The organism is Limnohabitans sp. Hippo3, assembly GCF_003063665.1.
Lineage (GTDB): Bacteria > Pseudomonadota > Gammaproteobacteria > Burkholderiales > Burkholderiaceae_C > Limnohabitans_A.
The window spans coordinates 28,602-45,960 of the sequence record NZ_NESF01000007.1 but is presented as its reverse complement, the minus strand read 5'-3'; the positions used below and the strand labels follow the sequence as shown (position 1 = coordinate 45,960).

The 17,359-nt window shown below is 62.6% G+C and carries 16 protein-coding genes and 1 other RNA gene; 8 read left to right on the top strand and 9 right to left on the bottom strand.

Annotation, left to right across the window (positions count from 1 at the left end):
- Positions 1-153 precede the first annotated feature (153 nt).
- Positions 154-600: a ribonuclease HI gene (rnhA, locus tag B9Z34_RS09180; RefSeq protein WP_108427823.1), complete on the bottom strand. Its 447-nt coding sequence runs from the start codon at positions 598-600 to the stop codon at positions 154-156.
- Entirely contained in the window at positions 587-1,417 is an 831-nt protein-coding gene (locus B9Z34_RS09175; RefSeq protein WP_108427822.1) for a class I SAM-dependent methyltransferase, read from the bottom strand. The genes rnhA and B9Z34_RS09175 overlap by 14 nt, the downstream gene beginning before the upstream one ends.
- Here B9Z34_RS09175 and gloB point away from each other — a divergent pair.
- Together gloB and B9Z34_RS09165 are read left to right on the top strand one after the other, a co-directional pair.
- Positions 1,416-2,186, top strand: coding sequence for a hydroxyacylglutathione hydrolase (gene gloB, locus B9Z34_RS09170; protein WP_108427821.1), 771 nt, complete (start codon positions 1,416-1,418; stop codon positions 2,184-2,186). The genes B9Z34_RS09175 and gloB overlap by 2 nt on opposite strands.
- Before the next feature lie 65 nt (positions 2,187-2,251).
- Entirely contained in the window at positions 2,252-3,751 is a 1,500-nt protein-coding gene (locus B9Z34_RS09165; RefSeq protein WP_233249511.1) for a transglycosylase SLT domain-containing protein, read from the top strand.
- 24 nt (positions 3,752-3,775) lie between these two features.
- Here B9Z34_RS09165 and B9Z34_RS09160 read toward each other — a convergent pair whose 3' ends face one another.
- The 4 genes from B9Z34_RS09160 to dnaX form a co-directional block, all read right to left on the bottom strand.
- Positions 3,776-4,816 (bottom strand): ABC transporter substrate-binding protein, encoded by a 1,041-nt coding sequence (locus tag B9Z34_RS09160; protein WP_233249510.1) that lies wholly within the window; start codon positions 4,814-4,816, stop codon positions 3,776-3,778.
- Between the two features lie 178 nt (positions 4,817-4,994).
- Complete coding sequence (recR, locus tag B9Z34_RS09155) at positions 4,995-5,585, bottom strand: recombination mediator RecR (protein ID WP_108427818.1); 591 nt, start codon at positions 5,583-5,585, stop codon at positions 4,995-4,997.
- A gap of 10 nt (positions 5,586-5,595) precedes the next feature.
- Positions 5,596-5,919 (bottom strand): YbaB/EbfC family nucleoid-associated protein, encoded by a 324-nt coding sequence (locus B9Z34_RS09150; protein WP_108427817.1) that lies wholly within the window; start codon positions 5,917-5,919, stop codon positions 5,596-5,598.
- A 41-nt stretch (positions 5,920-5,960) separates the two neighbouring features.
- On the bottom strand, positions 5,961-7,949 hold the full coding sequence (gene dnaX / locus B9Z34_RS09145; protein WP_108427816.1) for a DNA polymerase III subunit gamma/tau: 1,989 nt from the start codon (positions 7,947-7,949) through the stop codon (positions 5,961-5,963).
- A 155-nt stretch (positions 7,950-8,104) separates the two neighbouring features.
- Here dnaX and ffs point away from each other — a divergent pair.
- An RNA gene (ffs, locus tag B9Z34_RS09140) (signal recognition particle sRNA small type) lies at positions 8,105-8,201 on the top strand.
- Between the two features lie 61 nt (positions 8,202-8,262).
- On the opposite strand, the gene B9Z34_RS09135 is transcribed toward ffs, so the two are convergent.
- Positions 8,263-9,432: a serine hydrolase gene (locus B9Z34_RS09135; protein ID WP_158268708.1), complete on the bottom strand. Its 1,170-nt coding sequence runs from the start codon at positions 9,430-9,432 to the stop codon at positions 8,263-8,265.
- A 303-nt stretch (positions 9,433-9,735) separates the two neighbouring features.
- Between B9Z34_RS09135 and B9Z34_RS09130 the strand changes: the two genes are divergently transcribed.
- Positions 9,736-11,436 carry an AMP-binding protein gene (locus tag B9Z34_RS09130; RefSeq protein ID WP_108427814.1) on the top strand — a complete coding sequence of 567 codons (1,701 nt, stop codon included), beginning with the start codon at positions 9,736-9,738 and terminating at the stop codon, positions 11,434-11,436.
- An 88-nt stretch (positions 11,437-11,524) separates the two neighbouring features.
- Here the strand turns inward: B9Z34_RS09130 and B9Z34_RS09125 are convergent, their stop codons facing one another.
- Both B9Z34_RS09125 and B9Z34_RS09120 read right to left on the bottom strand, forming a co-directional pair.
- Entirely contained in the window at positions 11,525-11,818 is a 294-nt protein-coding gene (locus B9Z34_RS09125; RefSeq protein WP_108427813.1) for a hypothetical protein, read from the bottom strand.
- 83 nt (positions 11,819-11,901) lie between these two features.
- A complete protein-coding gene (locus B9Z34_RS09120; RefSeq protein ID WP_108427812.1) occupies positions 11,902-13,218 on the bottom strand; it encodes a TIGR03862 family flavoprotein in 1,317 nt (438 codons plus the stop codon).
- A gap of 104 nt (positions 13,219-13,322) precedes the next feature.
- Here B9Z34_RS09120 and trxA point away from each other — a divergent pair, with 104 nt between their 5' ends.
- The 4 genes from trxA to B9Z34_RS09100 all read left to right on the top strand — a co-directional run bounded on the left by trxA (position 13,323) and on the right by B9Z34_RS09100 (position 17,358).
- Positions 13,323-13,655, top strand: coding sequence for a thioredoxin TrxA (gene trxA, locus B9Z34_RS09115; RefSeq protein ID WP_108427811.1), 333 nt, complete (start codon positions 13,323-13,325; stop codon positions 13,653-13,655).
- A 246-nt stretch (positions 13,656-13,901) separates the two neighbouring features.
- A complete protein-coding gene (gene rho / locus B9Z34_RS09110; RefSeq protein WP_108427810.1) occupies positions 13,902-15,164 on the top strand; it encodes a transcription termination factor Rho in 1,263 nt (420 codons plus the stop codon).
- An 85-nt stretch (positions 15,165-15,249) separates the two neighbouring features.
- Positions 15,250-15,510 carry a type B 50S ribosomal protein L31 gene (locus B9Z34_RS09105; RefSeq protein ID WP_108427809.1) on the top strand — a complete coding sequence of 87 codons (261 nt, stop codon included), beginning with the start codon at positions 15,250-15,252 and terminating at the stop codon, positions 15,508-15,510.
- Positions 15,511-15,624: 114 nt separating this feature from the next.
- Positions 15,625-17,358, top strand: coding sequence for a hypothetical protein (locus B9Z34_RS09100; RefSeq protein ID WP_108427808.1), 1,734 nt, complete (start codon positions 15,625-15,627; stop codon positions 17,356-17,358).
- Position 17,359: the final 1 nt, after the last annotated feature.

Sequence of the window (17,359 nt, the reverse complement as noted above, 5' to 3'; positions counted from 1 at the left end):
CACCAAGATTGTCAGAATGTAACAGCGCCGCCCCATTCGCCCAATGGGGACAACACGGCGATCCGGGACCGTCAGGCAGGGGGCCGTTCAAGACCCTATGAGCGCAGCTGGCCAGGGTTCAGCGCGAGGCAAAGGCCCGGACAACCAGCGCCTTCAGCGGCCCAAAGCTTTTTCCACGCCCTGGTTGGCCAGTGCATCGGCCCGCTCGTTGCCCGGATCGCCGTTGTGGCCCTTGACCCAGCGCCACTCGATCTGGTGTCCCGAAGTGGACACCACCGCGTCCAGTTTTTGCCACAAATCAGCATTTTTGACCGGCTGTTTGGCGGCCGTGCGCCAGCCGCGGGCTTTCCAGCCGTGAATCCATTCGGTGATGCCTTTGCGCACGTACTCGCTGTCCAGATAAAGCGTGACCTGGCAGGGGCGCTTCAAGGCCAGCAGGCCCTCGATGACGGCGGTCATCTCCATGCGGTTGTTGGTGGTGTTCAGCTCGCCGCCAAACAGCTCTTGAACGTGCTGGCCCGACTGCAGGCGAACGCCCCAGCCGCCGGGTCCGGGATTGCCTTTGCAGGCGCCATCGGTGTGAATTTCAACGTGGGTCAACAAAATCTTTCGAGGCCCGGGTTGGGCCCATGGTGGTATCTGAACGGGCCACTGGCGCCGTCGCTGCAGCGGGCGATCGTACCGTGCGCCAGCGGCGTCCCTCAATCAGGCGGCCACCGGGCACCCGCTTGGTGGCCATGATGAGGTAGACCCCGCCCAGAATCGGCCACCAGCGTTCGCCCAGCTTGTCCATCCACTGCAGCCGCTGCATCCAGCGTTCGCTGCCCAGGGCAGGCGCCCATCCGCCAAAACGGCTGACCTGCACCTCAAAACCCAGCAAACGCAGCCAATCGCGCAAACGCCGGTAGCCAATCAAGGTGCCAGGCTGTGCAGTGCCCAAGTCACTGGCCCGGTGCGGTCGCATTGACTGCCAACCCCATAGGCTCCAGGGGTTGAGCCCGGTGATCAGCACCTGCCCCTCGGGAATCAGGACACGCTCGACTTCGCGCAAACAGGCGTGCGGGTCGGCCGATCGCTCCAGCGCGTGCGGCAAAACCACCAAGTCCAGGCTGTCGGCGGGCCAAGGCCAGGCCCGGCTGTCCAGACACACATGCGGCCCGCCGGGTGTGGCCGGTTCAGACTCGGGCAAGAGGGGCTCAAATTCGGCCCGGGCCATCCAGCGGTGGGGCATGCGGTTGCTGCGCAAGGCCTGCAGCTGGGGCCAGCCTAGTTGCACCGCGTGGTAACCGAACACATCGGCCAGCAAGGCATCGGCCTGCTGCTGCTCCCAGGCCAGCAGGCGCGACGCCACCGGCTGACCCAAACGGGCCAACCAGGCGTCCCCTGAATGCTGGCTTTCTATAATCTGACTCTCCATGAAACTCATTGCACTGCCCGCATTCTCAGACAACTACATCTGGTTGTTGCACGACGACCACCATGCCCTGGTGGTGGACCCCGGGGACAGTGCGCCTGTGCTGGCCTGGTTGGGGCAGCATCCGGGCTTGCAGCTGGACCTGATTTTAGTCACGCACCACCATGCGGACCACACGGGCGGCGTTGCCGATCTGGTGGCCCAGACGGGGGCGCAGGTGGTCGGCCCGGCCCTGGAAAAAATGCCCGTGCAGGCCCGTGGCCTGCAGCAAGGCGACCAATTTGACTGGCACGGCCTGCGTTTTGAAGTCCACGATGTTCCGGGCCACACCCTGGGTCACATCGCTTTTTGGGCGCAGCCCGCCGGACAAGACCCGCTGCTTTTTTGCGGCGACACCCTTTTTTCGGGCGGCTGCGGACGTCTGTTTGAAGGCACGCCGGCCCAAATGCTCGACTCGCTCGACCGTTTGGCCGCCCTGCCCGGCCACACGCGCGTGTGCTGCGCCCACGAGTACACCCTGTCCAACCTGAAATTTGCCCTGGCGGTCGACCCGGACAACCCCGCTCTGCGCGAATACGCCCAGGCGTGCACCGCCCTGCGCCAACAAAACCTGGCCACCCTGCCCGTGCCGCTGTCGACCGAGCGCGCGATCAACCCCTTTTTACGCAGCCGCAGCAGCGCTGTCGCCCAGGCCGTGCGCCAGCGCGATGCCGCTGCGCAAGACGATGTCGCGACCTTCGCCGCACTGCGCTCATGGAAGAACGAATTTTGACGAACTCACTTGCCAGCCATTGCCCCCGGGCAGTGCCAGAGCGCCCAACCCTCAGGCACTGGCACATGGCCGTCTGCATGGGCTTGAGCTTGCTGCTGGGCGCTTGTGCCACCGCACCATCGAACACATCGGGCTTGCCAGCCCCCCAAGCGGCGGCACCCACGGCAGCCGCCTCCACAAGCCCCAGCGGATCTGCGGCCGACAAAGTCACGCCCAGCTCCGCTGAAAGCACGGTCACACTCAAACCCCAAGGTCAACTGGGGTTGACGCCGCCCACCGATGTCTGGGAGCGCATTCGGCGCGGCTTTGCCATGCCGGACCTCGAAAACGACCTGGTGCGCAACCGGGAGCAGTGGTATGCCAGCCGCCCCGACTACATGCTGCGCATGACCGAGCGCTCACGCCCCTACCTGTTCCATGTGGTGGAAGAGCTGGAGCGCCGCAAAATGCCCACCGAGTTGGCTTTGCTGCCCTTCATCGAGTCGGCCTTCAACCCGCAGGCGGTGTCCAGCGCCAAAGCGGCGGGCATGTGGCAGTTCATGCCAGCCACCGGCAAGTACTTCGACCTGAAGCAAAACCTGTTCAGGGACGACCGTCGGGACGTGCTGGAATCGACCCGCGCAGCGCTCGATTACCTGCAAAAGCTCTACGCCATGTTTGGCGACTGGCATCTGGCGCTGGCCGCCTACAACTGGGGCGAAGGCAGCGTCAGCCGCGCACTCGCCCGCAACAAGGCCCAGGGCAAGCCGCTGACCTACAGCGACTTGACCATGCCCAACGAAACCCGCTATTACGTGCCCAAGTTGCAGGCGGTCAAAAACATCATCGCCCAACCCGAAGCCTTCAACACCCAGCTCCCGCTCATTCAGAACCACCCTTACTTCAAGAGCGTGCCGATCGAGCGCGACATTGACGTGGCTGTGGCCGTGAAGCTCGCTGGTGTGAGCCTGGCGGACTTCAAGGCACTCAACCCCTCGATGAACCGGCCGGTCATTTTGGCGGCGGGCACGCCCCAAATCCTGCTGCCCTGGGACAACGCCACGGTTTTTGAGCGCAACCTGCAAGCGCACGCCAACCAGCCCCTAGCCACCTGGACAGCCTGGCAAGCCCCCAGGACCATGAGGCCCGAAGATGTGGCCCAGCAGCTGGACATGCCGGTGGACCAGCTGCGTTCGGTCAACGGGATCCCCCCGCGGATGATGGTCACAGCAGGCTCGACCTTGCTGGTGCACCGCAAAGGGCGTCTGGACAACGACGTGACAGAGCACCTCGCCGACAACGGTCAGCTCGGTCTGGCGCCCGAGGTGGTGCTCAAAAGAATCGCGGTCAAGGCCCGCAAAGGCGACTCTCTGGCCAGTCTGGCCGCAAGACATGGTGTGTCCGAAGCGAACATCGCCGCCTGGAACAAGCTCAAAGTCAATGCACGGGTGAGTGCAGGCGACACCCTGACGATCCTCGTGCCGTCGCAAGCCTCCAGACGCGTCGCGCGGGCCCCCTCCGGCAAGTCCGGCAAATCCAAGCCCTCTGCAGCACCCCAGAAGAAAACCCTTCAAGCCAAACGCTGAAGGCTGCTCGTGCCTCCCAGCCGCTCAGGCAGCGAAGCGATTTTTGGACTTCTGCGCAAACCCATTGGTGTAGGTTTGCGCCACAGCCAGCCGGGCGCTGCCCTGGCGTCCGGGCAAGCGGGTGTGCGCACGCCAGGCGTTGGAGACGGCGTCTACGGCAATCAAACCGTCCAGGGCATAAGACTCGCGCAACTTCTCGAATGCGCCCAGGTAAACGGCCCGATCGCCCAACCAATGAACGGGGGGCACCGTTTTCAGGATGTCGGTCAAGCCGGCCGTTTGCAGCCATTTGAGGGCATGCACCACCCCATCGCTCAAAGCCTGGGCCACCTCGGGCTGACGCTGCAAAAAGTCCGTCTTGGCAAACAAGCACCCACCGGGCACCGGGCCGCCCATCAGTTTGCGGGTGGACATGAGGGTGCGCGCCTCCGCCAACACCCGGATGTCATTCTTTTGCTCCAGGCCATACATCACCGGGTCCGGGTTGCACAAAGCATCAATGGCGCCCTGTCGCAAGGCATCGGCCACCGCAGCAGAAGAGCCCACTTCGACAAACACCACGTCTTCGGGCAGCAGCCCGTTTTGCAACAGCCACTGACAAGTCATCCAGTAGGTGCTGGAGTCCAGCGCGGTGACGCCAAAGCGGGCCCCTTTGAGCGCCAGCAAGGACGGCAGATCCAGCCGCGATGCCACGCCCAGACTGACCTGAGGTGTTCGGCCCATTTGCACAAAAGCTTGGTAATTCAGGCCCTTGCTTTGCAAGACAAACAAATGGTCAAAGGCACCCGCCACCACCTCGGCCTGCCCTTGCAAGGCACTGGCCAAGGCCTTGGCACCGGACTCGTGGGCCGACCACTCGACCTGAATCCCGGCCTTTTTGAAGTAACCCAACTGCTCGGCCAGGGTGAGTGGCAAATGGTAGAGGCTTTGCCGCGCCGCCAAGGCGATGGTCACCCGGTGCGCACCCCGCACAGGTTCGTTGGCCGCATGGGACGCAGAAGTGCCTGCCCAGGCGCCCATCGCTGAGAGCACGAGTTGTCGTCGCCGCGCATTGACGCCAGACACCAGCAGACTCCTGTGACCATCGGAAATTCGATGCACCCAGCATAGGGACAAGCGCTGCACAGCGCATCGGGATTGTTCCCGAGCGGGTTTTCACGTAATGGATTGCAGGTAGTTCACGCCACCTGCTGCGGCCTGCATGGACAGACTCAGCAACCGCCCCGGCGCAAAGCCCCCAACCCTAACGCCGGTCGACCAGGGCGTGGGCAATGGTGCCCAGGTCCACGTATTCCAGCTCGCTGCCTGCGGGCACGCCCCGGGCCAAGCGCGTGACCCGTAGGCCCTGTTGGCGGATCATCTCCGAGATGACGTGCGCGGTGGCCTCGCCCTCGGCGGTGAAGTTGGTGGCCAAAATCACCTCGGTCAATACGCCATCGGCCACGCGTTGTTTGAGCTTGGCCAAGCCAATGTCGTGCGGGCCGATGCCGTCGAGCGGGCTGAGCTTGCCCATGAGCACGAAATACAAACCCCGGTAAGTGCCCGTGCGCTCGATGGCCGACTGGTCGGCCGGGGTTTCGATCACGCACAAGACGGTGCGGTCACGGATGGGATCGAGGCAGGTGTCACACAGCTCGGCCTCGGTGAAGGTGTGGCAGCTCTCGCAATGGCGGATCTTTTCCACCGCATGGTGCAAAGCAGCCGCCAGTTGCCGAGCCGTGGCCCGGTCGTTTTGCAGCAGCTGAAAAGCCATGCGCTGGGCCGACTTGATGCCCACCCCCGGCAAGCCCTTGAGGGCTTGCACCAAAGTGGCAAGGGCGTGGGTGTCGGCCATGGTCAAACGCTCAGAAAGGCAGTTTCATGCCCGGTGGCAAACCAGCGGTGAGTTTGCCCATTTTTTGCTGCGAGACCTCTTCGGCCATGCGCACCGCGTCGTTGAAGGCGGCCGCCACCAGGTCTTCCAGCATGTCCTTGTCGTCGGCCAGCAAGCTGGGGTCGATGGTCACACGGCGCACGTTGTGCTTGCAGGTCATCAACACCTTGACCATGCCGGAGCCGGACTGGCCTTCCACCTCGACAAAGGCCAATTCTTCCTGGGCTTTTTTCAGGTTGTCCTGCATGGCCTGGGCCTGCTTCATGAGGCCGGCGAGTTGTCCTTTGTTGAACATGGTGTTTCCTTAGAAAAGAGATGTGAAAGAGATGTTGGAAATCAAATCAGCTGGATGCTGCCGGGCACGATTTTCGCGCCAAAGTCTCGCACCATGGCCTGGACCAGTGGATCGTTCTGAATGAGCTCTTGCGCAGCCAGCATTTTTTCGGCGGCTTTCACCGCGAAGCGGCGCGCGGGGCTGTCGGTGACAGGACCCACCTCGATGTGCAGCTTCACATCACCGTGGCCTGCCGCCAGCAAAGCGGCCTGCAAGCGCTCCCGGCTGGCGGCGTGGTTCAGCGTCTCGCGCTCCACGCGCAGCTGCCACTGCGCACCGTCGTGGCCGAGCAGCTGCGACTGCAAAGCCAGCTCGCGCACCAGCGCGGTGATGCTCTCCTGCTCGAGCAGGCCCTGCACCACTTCCAGCCAGACATCGCCTTCGGGCGTGGCCTGGACGGTCGCTGGTGCAGCGGCGCGGGGCATGTCCAGGCGTGCCGAGGGCTCGGGCGCTTCACGCACAGGCAAAGCCCGCAATGCTGGCGCGGATGGGGCCTGCGGGAGCGATGCATCCAACGGGACGGAAGCCAAGGCGTCTTGCTCGGCGTCGTCGGTCGTGTCAGGCCAATCCTCCCATGGCGGCGGCTCATCGCTGGCCACGGCTGCAGGCTGCGCAGCCGGGGGCTCTGATACAGGCTCGGCCTTGGGCGCTGGGGCGGCGGGTGGTGGGGTATCCAGCGCCATAGGCGCAGGTTTTGTCCCAACGTGTGCGGCCTGCCCGGAACGAAGGGGCTGCGTGCTGTGGCCCGGCGGGGTCACGGTTGCCGAGGATGAGGCCGCAGTGGCTGGGGCCGCTGAAGAAGCTGTTACGGGGGCGGCCGAGGGCGCGGCCGTGGTCTCAATCTGGGCCCGAGGGCTGGTCAGCGGGCTTTTTTTTTCCGCCGTTCCCGCCTGGGGTTGGAAGGCCAGCAGGCGCAGCAGCACCATGGTCAGTGCCGCGTACTCGTCCGGTGCCAGGCCCAGCTCGGTGCGGCCGTGCAGGCACAGGCTGTAGAGCAACTGGGTTTCTTCGGCGGGCATGGCAGACGCCAAATCGGCCAAGCCCTGGGTGTCGGGGTCTTCGCCGTCTTGCGCCATGCCGGGCACCATCTGCATCACCGCCATGCGCTGCAGCAGCATGGCCATGTCTTCCAGCGTGGCCGCGGCCGACACGCCTTGCAGGCGCAAGGCATTGACCTGGTTGACCACGGTGGCGCCGTCGCCTTCGGCCAGGGCGCGAATGAGTTGCAGCACATGGCTGCGGTCCACACTGCCCAGCATCTGGCGCACACCCGCTTCTTGCAGCTGGCCGTTGCCAAAAGCAATGGCTTGGTCGGTCAGGCTCAGCGCGTCGCGCATGGAGCCGCGTGCGGCGCGGGCCAGCAGGCGCAAAGCCAGCGGCTCGGCGCTCAGCTGCTCGGCAGCCAGCACCTGGGTCAGGTGCTCGAACACCGTCTCGGGGGCCATGGGCCGCAGGTTGAACTGCAGGCAACGCGAGAGCACCGTCACCGGCACCTTTTGCGGGTCGGTCGTGGCCAGCACAAACTTCAAATATTCAGGGGGCTCTTCCAGGGTCTTCAACATCGCGTTGAACGCGGTGTTTGTGAGCATGTGCACCTCGTCGATCATGAAGACCTTGAAGCGACCTTGCACGGGCTTGTAGACCGCCTGCTCAAGCAGGCTCTGCACCTCGTCCACGCCCCGGTTCGAGGCCGCGTCGAGTTCGGTGTAGTCCACAAAGCGCCCGGCGTCGATGTCGCGGCAAGCCTGGCACACGCCGCAGGGCTCGGCGGTGATACCGCCCTGCCCGTCTGCGCCCTGGCAGTTGAGCGACTTGGCCAAAATGCGCGAGACCGTGGTCTTGCCCACACCCCGGGTACCCGTGAACAAATAGGCATGGTGCAGGCGCTGCTGCACCAAGGCATTGGTCAAAGCCTGTACCACGTGCTCCTGCCCCACCATTTCGGTGAAATTGCGAGGGCGGTATTTGCGCGCGAGAACGAGGTAAGACATGGGGACTGATTCTATCGGGCTGGCGAGACGCCCCAGACCACAACAGCGCGTCGAGGCCACCAGCAGGCGATGAACCGGCAGATCGACCTCATGAGAAACGGGAAAATACAGGGAGCGCCCCAAAAGCACCGACCAGCTCGCCTACAATCGACCCTGACGGGCCTTCCCGCATGGTGAAGCGGCCAACCGGGTCAGGTGGGGAACCAAGCAGCCCTAACTGTGAATCCAGTGCCGGGGTCAAGGCTCGTCACCTTTTTCGCGCAATGGGTCCAATTCAGCGATTTGGCGAACCCTTTCCCTCGCGGGCGTTGCCTCAGTCGGTGACCCCGCCCAGACTCTTGAGCACCCCCATCCACAATGCGTCACGAATTTGATAAGGTCGGCCATCTTGTCGCCCGCTGGGCTGGTCATTGACCGAGGTCTGAACCATCACAATGCCCGATTTGGGCTGCACCATGATGTGTTGCCCATGGATGCCTTGCAACGCAAATGTTCGCTCCTTGAAGGGCGCAATCCATGTTTGGTAGCCGTAGCCCATGCCGGGTGTCGCGCGACGAGGCCGAAATGCTGCAGGTTGGCGTGCCGCGTCTGTGGCATCCAGCAAGAATTCGCGGGGGATGATCTGCGCATACCCCCTGAGGCCATCGTTGGCCAACAGCACGCCGAATCGGGCGTAGTCACGCAGCGTGGCATTGAAGCTGCCGCCAGTGCCCTCACCTTGGTCAGCGCCTGCCAGCAGCCAACGCGCCTCAGTCTCCGCGCCCATGGGTTTCCAGAGCCATTCCTGGGTGATCTGGGTGATGCTCATGCCAGCGGCGCGACTCAAAACCCGGCCCAGTATTTCCGTCTCGATCGTGGCGTACTTGAAACGCTGGCCTTGCTCCACCTCGCGGGTGGTTTTGGTATTGAGGTATTCCGCGATTTTTTCTGGCCGATTGCGGTTTTCAGGCAAAAACAAAACCCGTCCCCAAAGCCAGATATCATCGTCTGGCGTCCATGTGTACAGCTCTCGGAAGGGCACGCCCGAGGACATGCGCAACAAATTGCGGATGGTGGTTTGTCCATAAGCGGAAGGGGCGATTTCGGGCCAATAGTCGGCCGCTTTGTCGTCCAGTGAGCGAATCAGCCCTTTCCCGTGCGCAATGCCCACCAGCATGGCCGTGAAGGTCTTGGCCATCGAAAAAGAACGAAATCGCATGTCGGGCTGTCGGCCATATTGATACCGTTCGGCCACCACACGGCCATCCTTGATGACCATCAGACCCGTGGTTTTGGTATCGGCCATGAAGTCGTCCAGCGTCTTGCTGGAAAACCCCCACCGGTAGCTGATGGCTGGTGCGTCTTGCCAGCGCGGCAAGGGCATGGGGTCGTCAGAGGGGCTCACCAAAGAACTGGCGGCAACTTTTTCATTGGCAGACCATGTCCCCACACGGCACTCAGGCCGGGTCAGCGCCTGGGCGCAAACCGGATAGCCTTGTTTCATCCCCAAACGCTCAGCATCCGGGCCATCGGGACGCGTGTGCACTTCGCCTGCCCCAGCCAAAGAGAAAAAGCAGAAAAAGCCAACGCTGCACCGCTTGATAGCCCACTTGGTCATTGCAAAATTCATAAATCCTCCGCTGGGGGCTGGATGCTCCAATTCAACATTATTTCAAGAACTCACCAAGCTTTCGGGATGCCTGGTTGACCTGTTTCCACCTAGGCAAGTCCCCATGCGCAGACCCCTGTGCAGTCGCTAAACTGCCTTGACGAGACGGTCTAGACACCTACCCCCGCCGAGGAGCCCATGAGCGAACTAGAACAATTTTTGGCCAGCCGCAATGCCTTGCTGACCCACCGCACCGACTACGAAGCCGCCTTGGCGGCGTTTCGCTGGCCTGAGTTGACACATTTCAATTGGGGGCTGGACTACTTTGACCACATCGCGCGCGACAACCCGGCCCCGGCTTTGCACATCGTTGAAGCCTCGGGCGAGCAGTTTCGCCTGAGCTATGCCGAGCTGTCGCAGCGCTCCAACCAGGTGGCCAATTGGCTGGTGGCCCTGGGTGCGCGCAAGGGCGACCGGATTTTGCTGATGATGGGCAACGAGGTGCCGCTGTGGGAGACCATGCTGGCCGCAATCAAACTGGGCGTGGTGCTGATCCCTGCCACCACGCTAGTCTCAGGCGACGATTTGCAAGACCGCCTAGAGCGCGGACGGGTCAAGTGCATCATCACCAACGCCGGGGGCATGGCCAAAGTGATAGATTTGCCCAGCGCCGTGACGAGCGGGCTGACGCTGGTGAGCGTGTCGGGCGCTGCCTCGGGCCTGCCTGCGGGCTGGCGCGATTACGCGCTGTCTCACCAGGCCAGCACCGCCTTCACCCCACCCGAGCCCACCCGGGTGACCGATCCTTTGCTGGAGTACTTCACCTCGGGCACCACGGCCAAGCCCAAGCTGGTGCAGCACACTCAGCAAAGCTACCCGGTGGGGCATTTGTCCACCTTGTATTGGTTGGGCCTGCAAAAAGGCGATGTGCACTGGACCATCAGCTCGCCGGGCTGGGCCAAACACGCCTGGAGCTGTTTTTTCGCCCCGCTCAATGCGCAGGCCTGTGTGTTCATTTACAACTACGCGCGCTTCAACGGGCCGGACATTTTGGGCACCTTGGTGCAGCACCGGGTCAACACCTTGTGCGCGCCGCCAACGGTGTGGCGCATGCTGATTCAAGAGGACCTCAAGGACTGGCCCGTGCAGTTGCGCGAGCTGATTTCGGCGGGCGAGCCGCTCAACCCCGAGGTCATCGAGCAGGTGCGCGCAGCCTGGGGCATCACCATCCGCGACGGTTATGGCCAGACCGAGACCACCGCCCAAATTGGCAACCCGCCAGGTGCGCCGCTCAAAGCGGGCTCGATGGGGCGGCCTTTGCCGGGCTACCGGATGGTGCTGCTCAATGCCGATGGCGAACCCGCCGACGAAGGTGAAATTTGCATTGACCTGGCGCACCGCCCCACGGCGCTGATGAACGGCTATGCCGACGACGCCGACAAAACCGCCGAGGCCATGCGCGATGGTTACTACCACACAGGCGATGTGGGCCAGCGCGACGAACAGGGTTACATCACCTATGTGGGCCGGGCCGACGATGTGTTCAAGTCTTCGGGCTACCGCATCAGCCCTTTCGAGCTGGAGAGCGCGTTGATCGAACACCCGGCTGTGGCCGAAGCGGCGGTGGTGCCCGCCCCCGATCCGGTGCGCGGCCTGGTGCCCAAGGCCTATGTGATTCTGGCCCCGGGCCATGCGCCGAGTGCGGACACGGCGAGGGGCATTTTCAAGTTCATGCGAGAGCGGGTCTCAGGCTACAAACTGGTGCGCCGCATCGAGTTCAGCGACCTGCCCAAGACCATTTCGGGCAAGATTCGCCGGGTCGATCTGCGCGCCCAAGAAAACGTGCGCGCCGCCCAAGGCAGCCGTTACGCAGGCGAATTTTGGGAAGAAAACCCCTGAGGAGGGGTGAATGCGATGCCTCGGGCTTGGGTTCCAGGACCCCCCGCGCGAAAAATAGCGCGTCAGGCCCAATGCGCCATGACAACACTCAGGCCATGCGCCGACGCAGCGCAGGAAAAGGCATGGCTTTGACTTTGGTGGATGCCACGAGTTGGGGAGCAGCCGGGACAGCCCGCAGCAATTCGGAGACCAGGCTGTCGGCGTTGCGGTGGGCACCGCGGGGATTGATTTCAAAAGCCAAACGGGTTTGCTGGGCCATTTGCGCCACAAAATTTTGCGGATAGTCGCGAACGTTGAACCCACGCAACGCCATCACTTTCATGAAAGCGTTCGCGGCCTCTTCTACGGCACGCTGGTATTCCTGGGAAGCTTCTGGCGTCATGTCGACCTCGTGATGGATAAAGTTATTCACACGCTAACAACGCAGCATGTGGCCCGCAGGCATACACCACTTGTGTAAATTTGTTACAAATTTGTCAAAATAGCCTGTCCAGCAGACCATCCACTGGCCAAACAGGCGGTGAGCAGATAGCCCCCTGTGGGCGCTTCCCAGTCCAGCATTTCTCCAGCGCAGTACACACCCGGGCGCTGCTTCAACATGCCGCCCGGTGTCATGGACGCCCAAGTCACCCCCCCTGCAGTGCTGATCGCTTCGGCCACAGGCCTGGGTCTTTTGAGCGGGATGGACAAATTCTTCAGACTCCGCGCCAAGGCCTCCGGCTGGGCCAGGCACTCGGGCGTGCACAGCTCATAGATCAAGCCCATCTTGACCCCATCGAGTCCCAAACGGCTTTTGAGGTGGCTGGACAAGCTGCGGCTGCCGCGTGGTCGGCACACCTCGGCACGCACCTGCTCCTGACTTTTGTCGGGCAGCAAATCGAGCATCAAGCGGGCAGCGCCCTGGGCCAAGTCGTCGCGCAGCAGGGCCGATGCGGCATAAATCAGACTGCCTTCCACGCCTGTGTCGGTGACCACCAATTCACCCTGCCGCTCAAATCTGGGAGGCGCGTCCGGTGCGTGGCCCAGCCCTGAAGCGGCTTCCACCCGCAACACCACCGACTTGAGGGGGTGCCCAGCGTAGCGGCTGCGGAAATGCTCGGTCCAGCCCGTCCCCTCACGCCCCCAAACGTCAAAGCCGCAATTGGCAGGCGCAAGCGGTGCCACCTCCACCCCCTGATCGGCCAACAAGGGCACCCAAGCGCCATCCGACCCCAATCGGGGCCAACTGGCCCCGCCCAAAGCCAGCAAGGTGGCGCGGGCACGCACCCGTGTCACACCCGAAGTGCCCGTCGGCTCAAAAGCCAGAATGTCCCCATCCCAGCCTTGCCAGCGGTGTCGCATGTGAAACTGCACCGGCACGCCCGAGTCAGGATGCCGCAGACGCTGCAACCAGGCGCGCAGCAAAGGGGCTGCCTTCATCTCAAGCGGAAATACCCGGCCCGAGCTGCCCACAAAGGTCTCCACGCCCAGGCCCTGGGCCCAGCGCCTGACGGCCTCGGCATCCATGTGGTCTAGCCACTGGGCCACTTCGGCTTGACGGGACCCGTAACGGCTGCGAAAGGGCGGCATGGGCTCTGAATGCGTCAGGTTCAAACCGCCTTTGCCCGCCAACAAAAATTTGCGCCCCACTGACGGCATGGCGTCGAACAGGTGAACCGATACGCCGGCTTGAGACAAGACCTCCGCCGCCATCAAGCCTGCAGGCCCTCCACCCACAATGGCCACATCGACCTCCAGCACAGGAGCAGGGGATGGGTGAGCAAGCGCAGCAGGAAATGTCATGGAGGGGCGTGTTGGCAAAGCCTGTGCGACAGGTGAATGCCTTTGGATTCTGTCAAAATAGCTGCAACTTTAGCCGCATCTTCAATGTTCACAAGGAATAGGCCATGGCCAGCGATCTGATCAAACACATTACCGACGCCACTTTCGAAGCCGACGTGCTCCAGTCGAGCCAGCCTGTCGTGGTCGACTTCTGGGCCGAATGGTGCGGCCCCTGCAAAATGATTGCCCCCATCCTCGACGAAGTGGCTGGCGCTTACGAAGGCAAGCTCCAGATCACCAAGATGAACGTGGACGACAACCGCGACATCCCCGCCAAGTTCGGCATCCGTGGCATCCCCACCCTGATGATCTTCAAAGGTGGTCAACTGGCCGCCACCAAAGTGGGTGCCATGAGCAAGTCACAACTGACCGCCTTCATCGACCAACAACTGGCTTGATGCCGGCTCGCGGCCCGAGTTCTTCGGGCTCCGCTTTTCCAAACCGGGCAGCGATGACCCGGTTTTTTGTTTTCTGACGCACTTTAAAACCTGTCATAATTTCCACAAGGCAACCCGAACAGGGATCAGCGCCTTGAATGCCGGCAGTACCAGCCCCCAACCCCGGGCGGCCTCCGGTTCTGAACATTTCCACCCGCTTATCTGAAAACGGCCCTCTACGGTCCGCTTCGACACAGGCCAACTCCCATGCATTTGAATGAACTCAAGGCACTTCATGTGTCCGAACTCCTGAAGCAAGCCGACGCGCTCGAAATCGAGAACACGGGTCGCATGCGCAAACAGGAGCTGATGTTTGCCATCATCAAAAAGCGCGCCAAAGCGGGCGAACAGGTCTTCGCCGATGGCGTGCTGGAGATCCTGCCCGACGGTTTCGGCTTTTTGCGCAGCCCGGATTCGAGCTACACCGCCAGCACCGATGACATCTACATCAGCCCCAGCCAGGTGCGCCGCTTCAATCTGCACACGGGTGACATGATCGAAGGCGAGGTGCGCATCCCCAAAGACGGCGAGCGTTACTTCGCTTTGACCAAACTTGACAAGGTCAACGACGACCTGCCCGAGAACAACAAACACAAGGTCATGTTTGAAAACCTGACGCCTTTGTTCCCCAAAGAGCAGATGCGTCTGGAGCGTGACATCAAGGGCGACGAGAACATCACCGCCCGCGTGATCGACATCATCGCCCCGCTCGGCCGCGGCCAGCGCGCCCTGATCGTGGCGCAGCCCAAGTCGGGCAAGACGGTGATGATGCAGCAGATCGCCCACGCCATCACCGCCAACTACCCCGATGTGCACCTGATGGTGTTGCTGGTCGACGAGCGCCCGGAAGAAGTGACCGAGATGCAGCGCAGCGTGCGCGGCGAAGTCATTTCGTCCACCTTTGACGAGCCCGCTTCTCGCCACGTGCACGTGGCCGAGATGGTGATCGAGCGCGCCAAGCGCCTGGTCGAGCTGAAAAAAGACGTGGTGATCCTGCTGGACTCGATCACCCGCCTGGCCCGCGCCTACAACAACGTGGTGCCTTCCTCGGGCAAGGTGCTGTCGGGCGGTGTGGACGCCAACGCCCTGCAGCGCCCCAAGCGCTTCTTTGGTGCGGCCCGCAATGTGGAAGAAGGCGGCAGCCTCACCATCATCGCCACGGCCCTGGTGGACACTGGCAGCCGCATGGACGAGGTGATCTTTGAAGAGTTCAAAGGCACCGGCAACTGCGAGATTCACTTGGAGCGCCGCCTGTACGAAAAGCGCGTGTTCCCAGCCATCAACTTGAACCGCAGCGGCACCCGCCGCGAAGAGTTGCTGCTCCAGCCCGAAGTGCTGCAAAAAACCCGCATCTTGCGTCAATTCATGTACAACATGGACGAAATCGAGGCGATGGAGATGGTCTTGAAGAGCATGAAAGCGACCAAGAACAACTCAGAGTTCTTCGACATGATGCGACGCGGCGGCTGATGCCCTATAATCGTCAGGTTTTGCGGAAAGTGCTCTCAGATAGGCTGCAGAGTGGCTACCGTAGCGAAAATAAAAGGATTTCCCCATGAAAGACGGCATTCACCCCAACTACCGTGAAATTTGCTTCCAGGACATGTCCAATGGTTTCAAGTTCGTGACACGCTCCTGCGCGAACACCAAGGAAATGATCACCATGGAAGACGGCCGCGAGTTGCCTCTGTACAAGCTGGACACGACCAGCGAGTCGCACCCCTTCTACACCGGCACACAAAAGTCGGTGGACAACATGGGTGGCCGCGTGGAGAAGTTCCGCAACCGCTTTGGCAAGACCACCGTCGCCAAATAATTCACCGTTTGGTGTCTTCCAAAGGGCAGCCCGGGCAACCGGCCTGCCCTTTTTGCATGGGACTGCGCCTGGCCGCACGCGACACGCCGCTCCAAACTGATATCTTCTGATCCTGTGAACCACCCCACTCCCGCCATCGTTGCACAAAGCGCCGTGCGCAGACTGCCCCGGCTGGCCTTGCTTTTGTTGTGCGCGGCCTATGTCCTTCCTGGCTTTTGGGGCCGCACGCCCTGGAAAGCCCAAGACATCGAAGCCTTTGGCTACATGCTGCAATTGGCAGATGCCGGCCTGGGCGGCGCGGCCTCCTGGCTCCAGCCCACTTTGCTGGGCACCACCGATGCCCAGCTGGCTTTGCTGCCTTATTGGCTGGGTGCTGTTTTCATCCAATGGGCACCCGCAGGTTTTGAAGCCGCTTTTGCCCGTCTGCCCTTCATCGGGATGTTGAGCATCACGTTGGCCTCCACCTGGTACGCGGTTTATGCACTGACCCGCCACCCCGCCGCGCAACCCGTGGCTTTTGCATTTGGCGGTGAAGCCAAGCCAGCGGACTACGCACGGGCCATGGCCGACGGCGGCTTGCTGGCGCTGTTGGCTTGCCTGGGCTTGGCACGGCTGTCGCACGAAACCACGCCTGCGCTGAGCCAGCTGTGCTTTGCGGCACTGGTGTTTTTTGGCCTGTCCACCTGGACCCGCCACCGCATCCAAAGCGCTGCGGCGGTGGCTGCCGGCATGCTGGGTCTGACGCTGTCGGGCGCCCCGAGCCTGGCCCTTTGGCTGGGTATGGGTGGTTCGCTCATTTGCGCGACCGCCCAGCCGGACCCGGCTCAGCGCCGCTTGACCATGCTGGACGTTGGCCTGATGGCGCTCATTGCCTTGCTGTGCATCACGACTGCAGGTGCACTCGATCTGTGGCGCTGGCGCGTGGTGCCCCACACCATGGTCGATGTCCATGTGCTGGCCAAATTGATGGTGTGGTTCACTTGGCCGGCGTGGCCTCTGGCTCTGTGGGCGCTGTGGCGCTGGCGAGGGCAACTCTCTCGAGGCTGGCGCTACCCGCACCTGGGTTTGCCGCTGTGGTTCGTGATCGTGACGGTGGGGGCCACCTGGTTCACGGGCTTGTCTGACCGGGCACTTTTGACCTCGCTGCCCGCCATTGCCACCTTGGCCGCTCTGGCGTTGCCCACGTTGCGCCGCAGCCTGGGCGCCCTGATCGACTGGTTCACGCTGCTGTTTTTCAGTGTCTGTGCGCTCATCATCTGGGTGGTCTGGGTGGCCATGCAAACCGGCACACCCGCCAAACCCGCGGCCAATGTGGCCCGCCTGGCGCCGGAATTCGTGCCCGAGTTTTCTGTTGGGGCATTCGCCTTGGCACTGGCCGCCACCGTGGCTTGGGGCGCGCTGGTGCGCTGGCGCACCGGCTACCACCGCGCCGCCATCTGGAAAAGCCTGGTGTTGCCCGCCAGTGGTGCCGCGCTGTGCTGGCTCTTGCTAACCAGCCTGTGGTTGCCCCTGCTCGACTACGCCCGCAGCTATGCCCCGCTGGTCACCAAAATCAGCCGCATCACGGGCACTGGCGGCTGCCTGCAATACGCCGGCCTCAGCAAGGCGCAAGGCGCAGCCCTGATGCACCACGCGCAAGCCCGGCTCATGCCCATGCAAGCACCCCAAAGCGACTGCCCCTGGCTGATCATGGACGGCGTCAACCGGTCCTTGCTGTCGGCCAAAATCCAGTCTTTGGGCTGGGTGGAAGAAACGGCCATCAAGCGGCCCACGGACAAAGACGAGACTTTGGTGATTTTCCGTCCCGCCAAAGCCATGGCTGCGCCTGCTGACGTACCGGGGCGCTGAG

What these genes read in the sequence shown, in the direction of transcription:
- gloB (WP_108427821.1), top strand. Translation starts at nt 1,416, where the DNA reads ATGAAACTCATTGCACTGCCCGCATTCTCAGACAACTACATCTGGTTG.
- B9Z34_RS09175 (WP_108427822.1), bottom strand. Translation starts at nt 1,417, where the DNA reads ATGGAGAGTCAGATTATAGAAAGCCAGCATTCAGGGGACGCCTGGTTG.
- rho (WP_108427810.1), top strand. Translation starts at nt 13,902, where the DNA reads ATGCATTTGAATGAACTCAAGGCACTTCATGTGTCCGAACTCCTGAAG.
- B9Z34_RS09130 (WP_108427814.1), top strand. Translation starts at nt 9,736, where the DNA reads ATGAGCGAACTAGAACAATTTTTGGCCAGCCGCAATGCCTTGCTGACC.
- recR (WP_108427818.1), bottom strand. Translation starts at nt 5,585, where the DNA reads ATGGCCGACACCCACGCCCTTGCCACTTTGGTGCAAGCCCTCAAGGGC.
- B9Z34_RS09165 (WP_233249511.1), top strand. Translation starts at nt 2,252, where the DNA reads ATGGCCGTCTGCATGGGCTTGAGCTTGCTGCTGGGCGCTTGTGCCACC.
- B9Z34_RS09150 (WP_108427817.1), bottom strand. Translation starts at nt 5,919, where the DNA reads ATGTTCAACAAAGGACAACTCGCCGGCCTCATGAAGCAGGCCCAGGCC.
- B9Z34_RS09125 (WP_108427813.1), bottom strand. Translation starts at nt 11,818, where the DNA reads ATGACGCCAGAAGCTTCCCAGGAATACCAGCGTGCCGTAGAAGAGGCC.
- B9Z34_RS09135 (WP_158268708.1), bottom strand. Translation starts at nt 9,432, where the DNA reads ATGAAACAAGGCTATCCGGTTTGCGCCCAGGCGCTGACCCGGCCTGAG.
- dnaX (WP_108427816.1), bottom strand. Translation starts at nt 7,949, where the DNA reads ATGTCTTACCTCGTTCTCGCGCGCAAATACCGCCCTCGCAATTTCACC.
- B9Z34_RS09105 (WP_108427809.1), top strand. Translation starts at nt 15,250, where the DNA reads ATGAAAGACGGCATTCACCCCAACTACCGTGAAATTTGCTTCCAGGAC.
- trxA (WP_108427811.1), top strand. Translation starts at nt 13,323, where the DNA reads ATGGCCAGCGATCTGATCAAACACATTACCGACGCCACTTTCGAAGCC.
- B9Z34_RS09120 (WP_108427812.1), bottom strand. Translation starts at nt 13,218, where the DNA reads ATGACATTTCCTGCTGCGCTTGCTCACCCATCCCCTGCTCCTGTGCTG.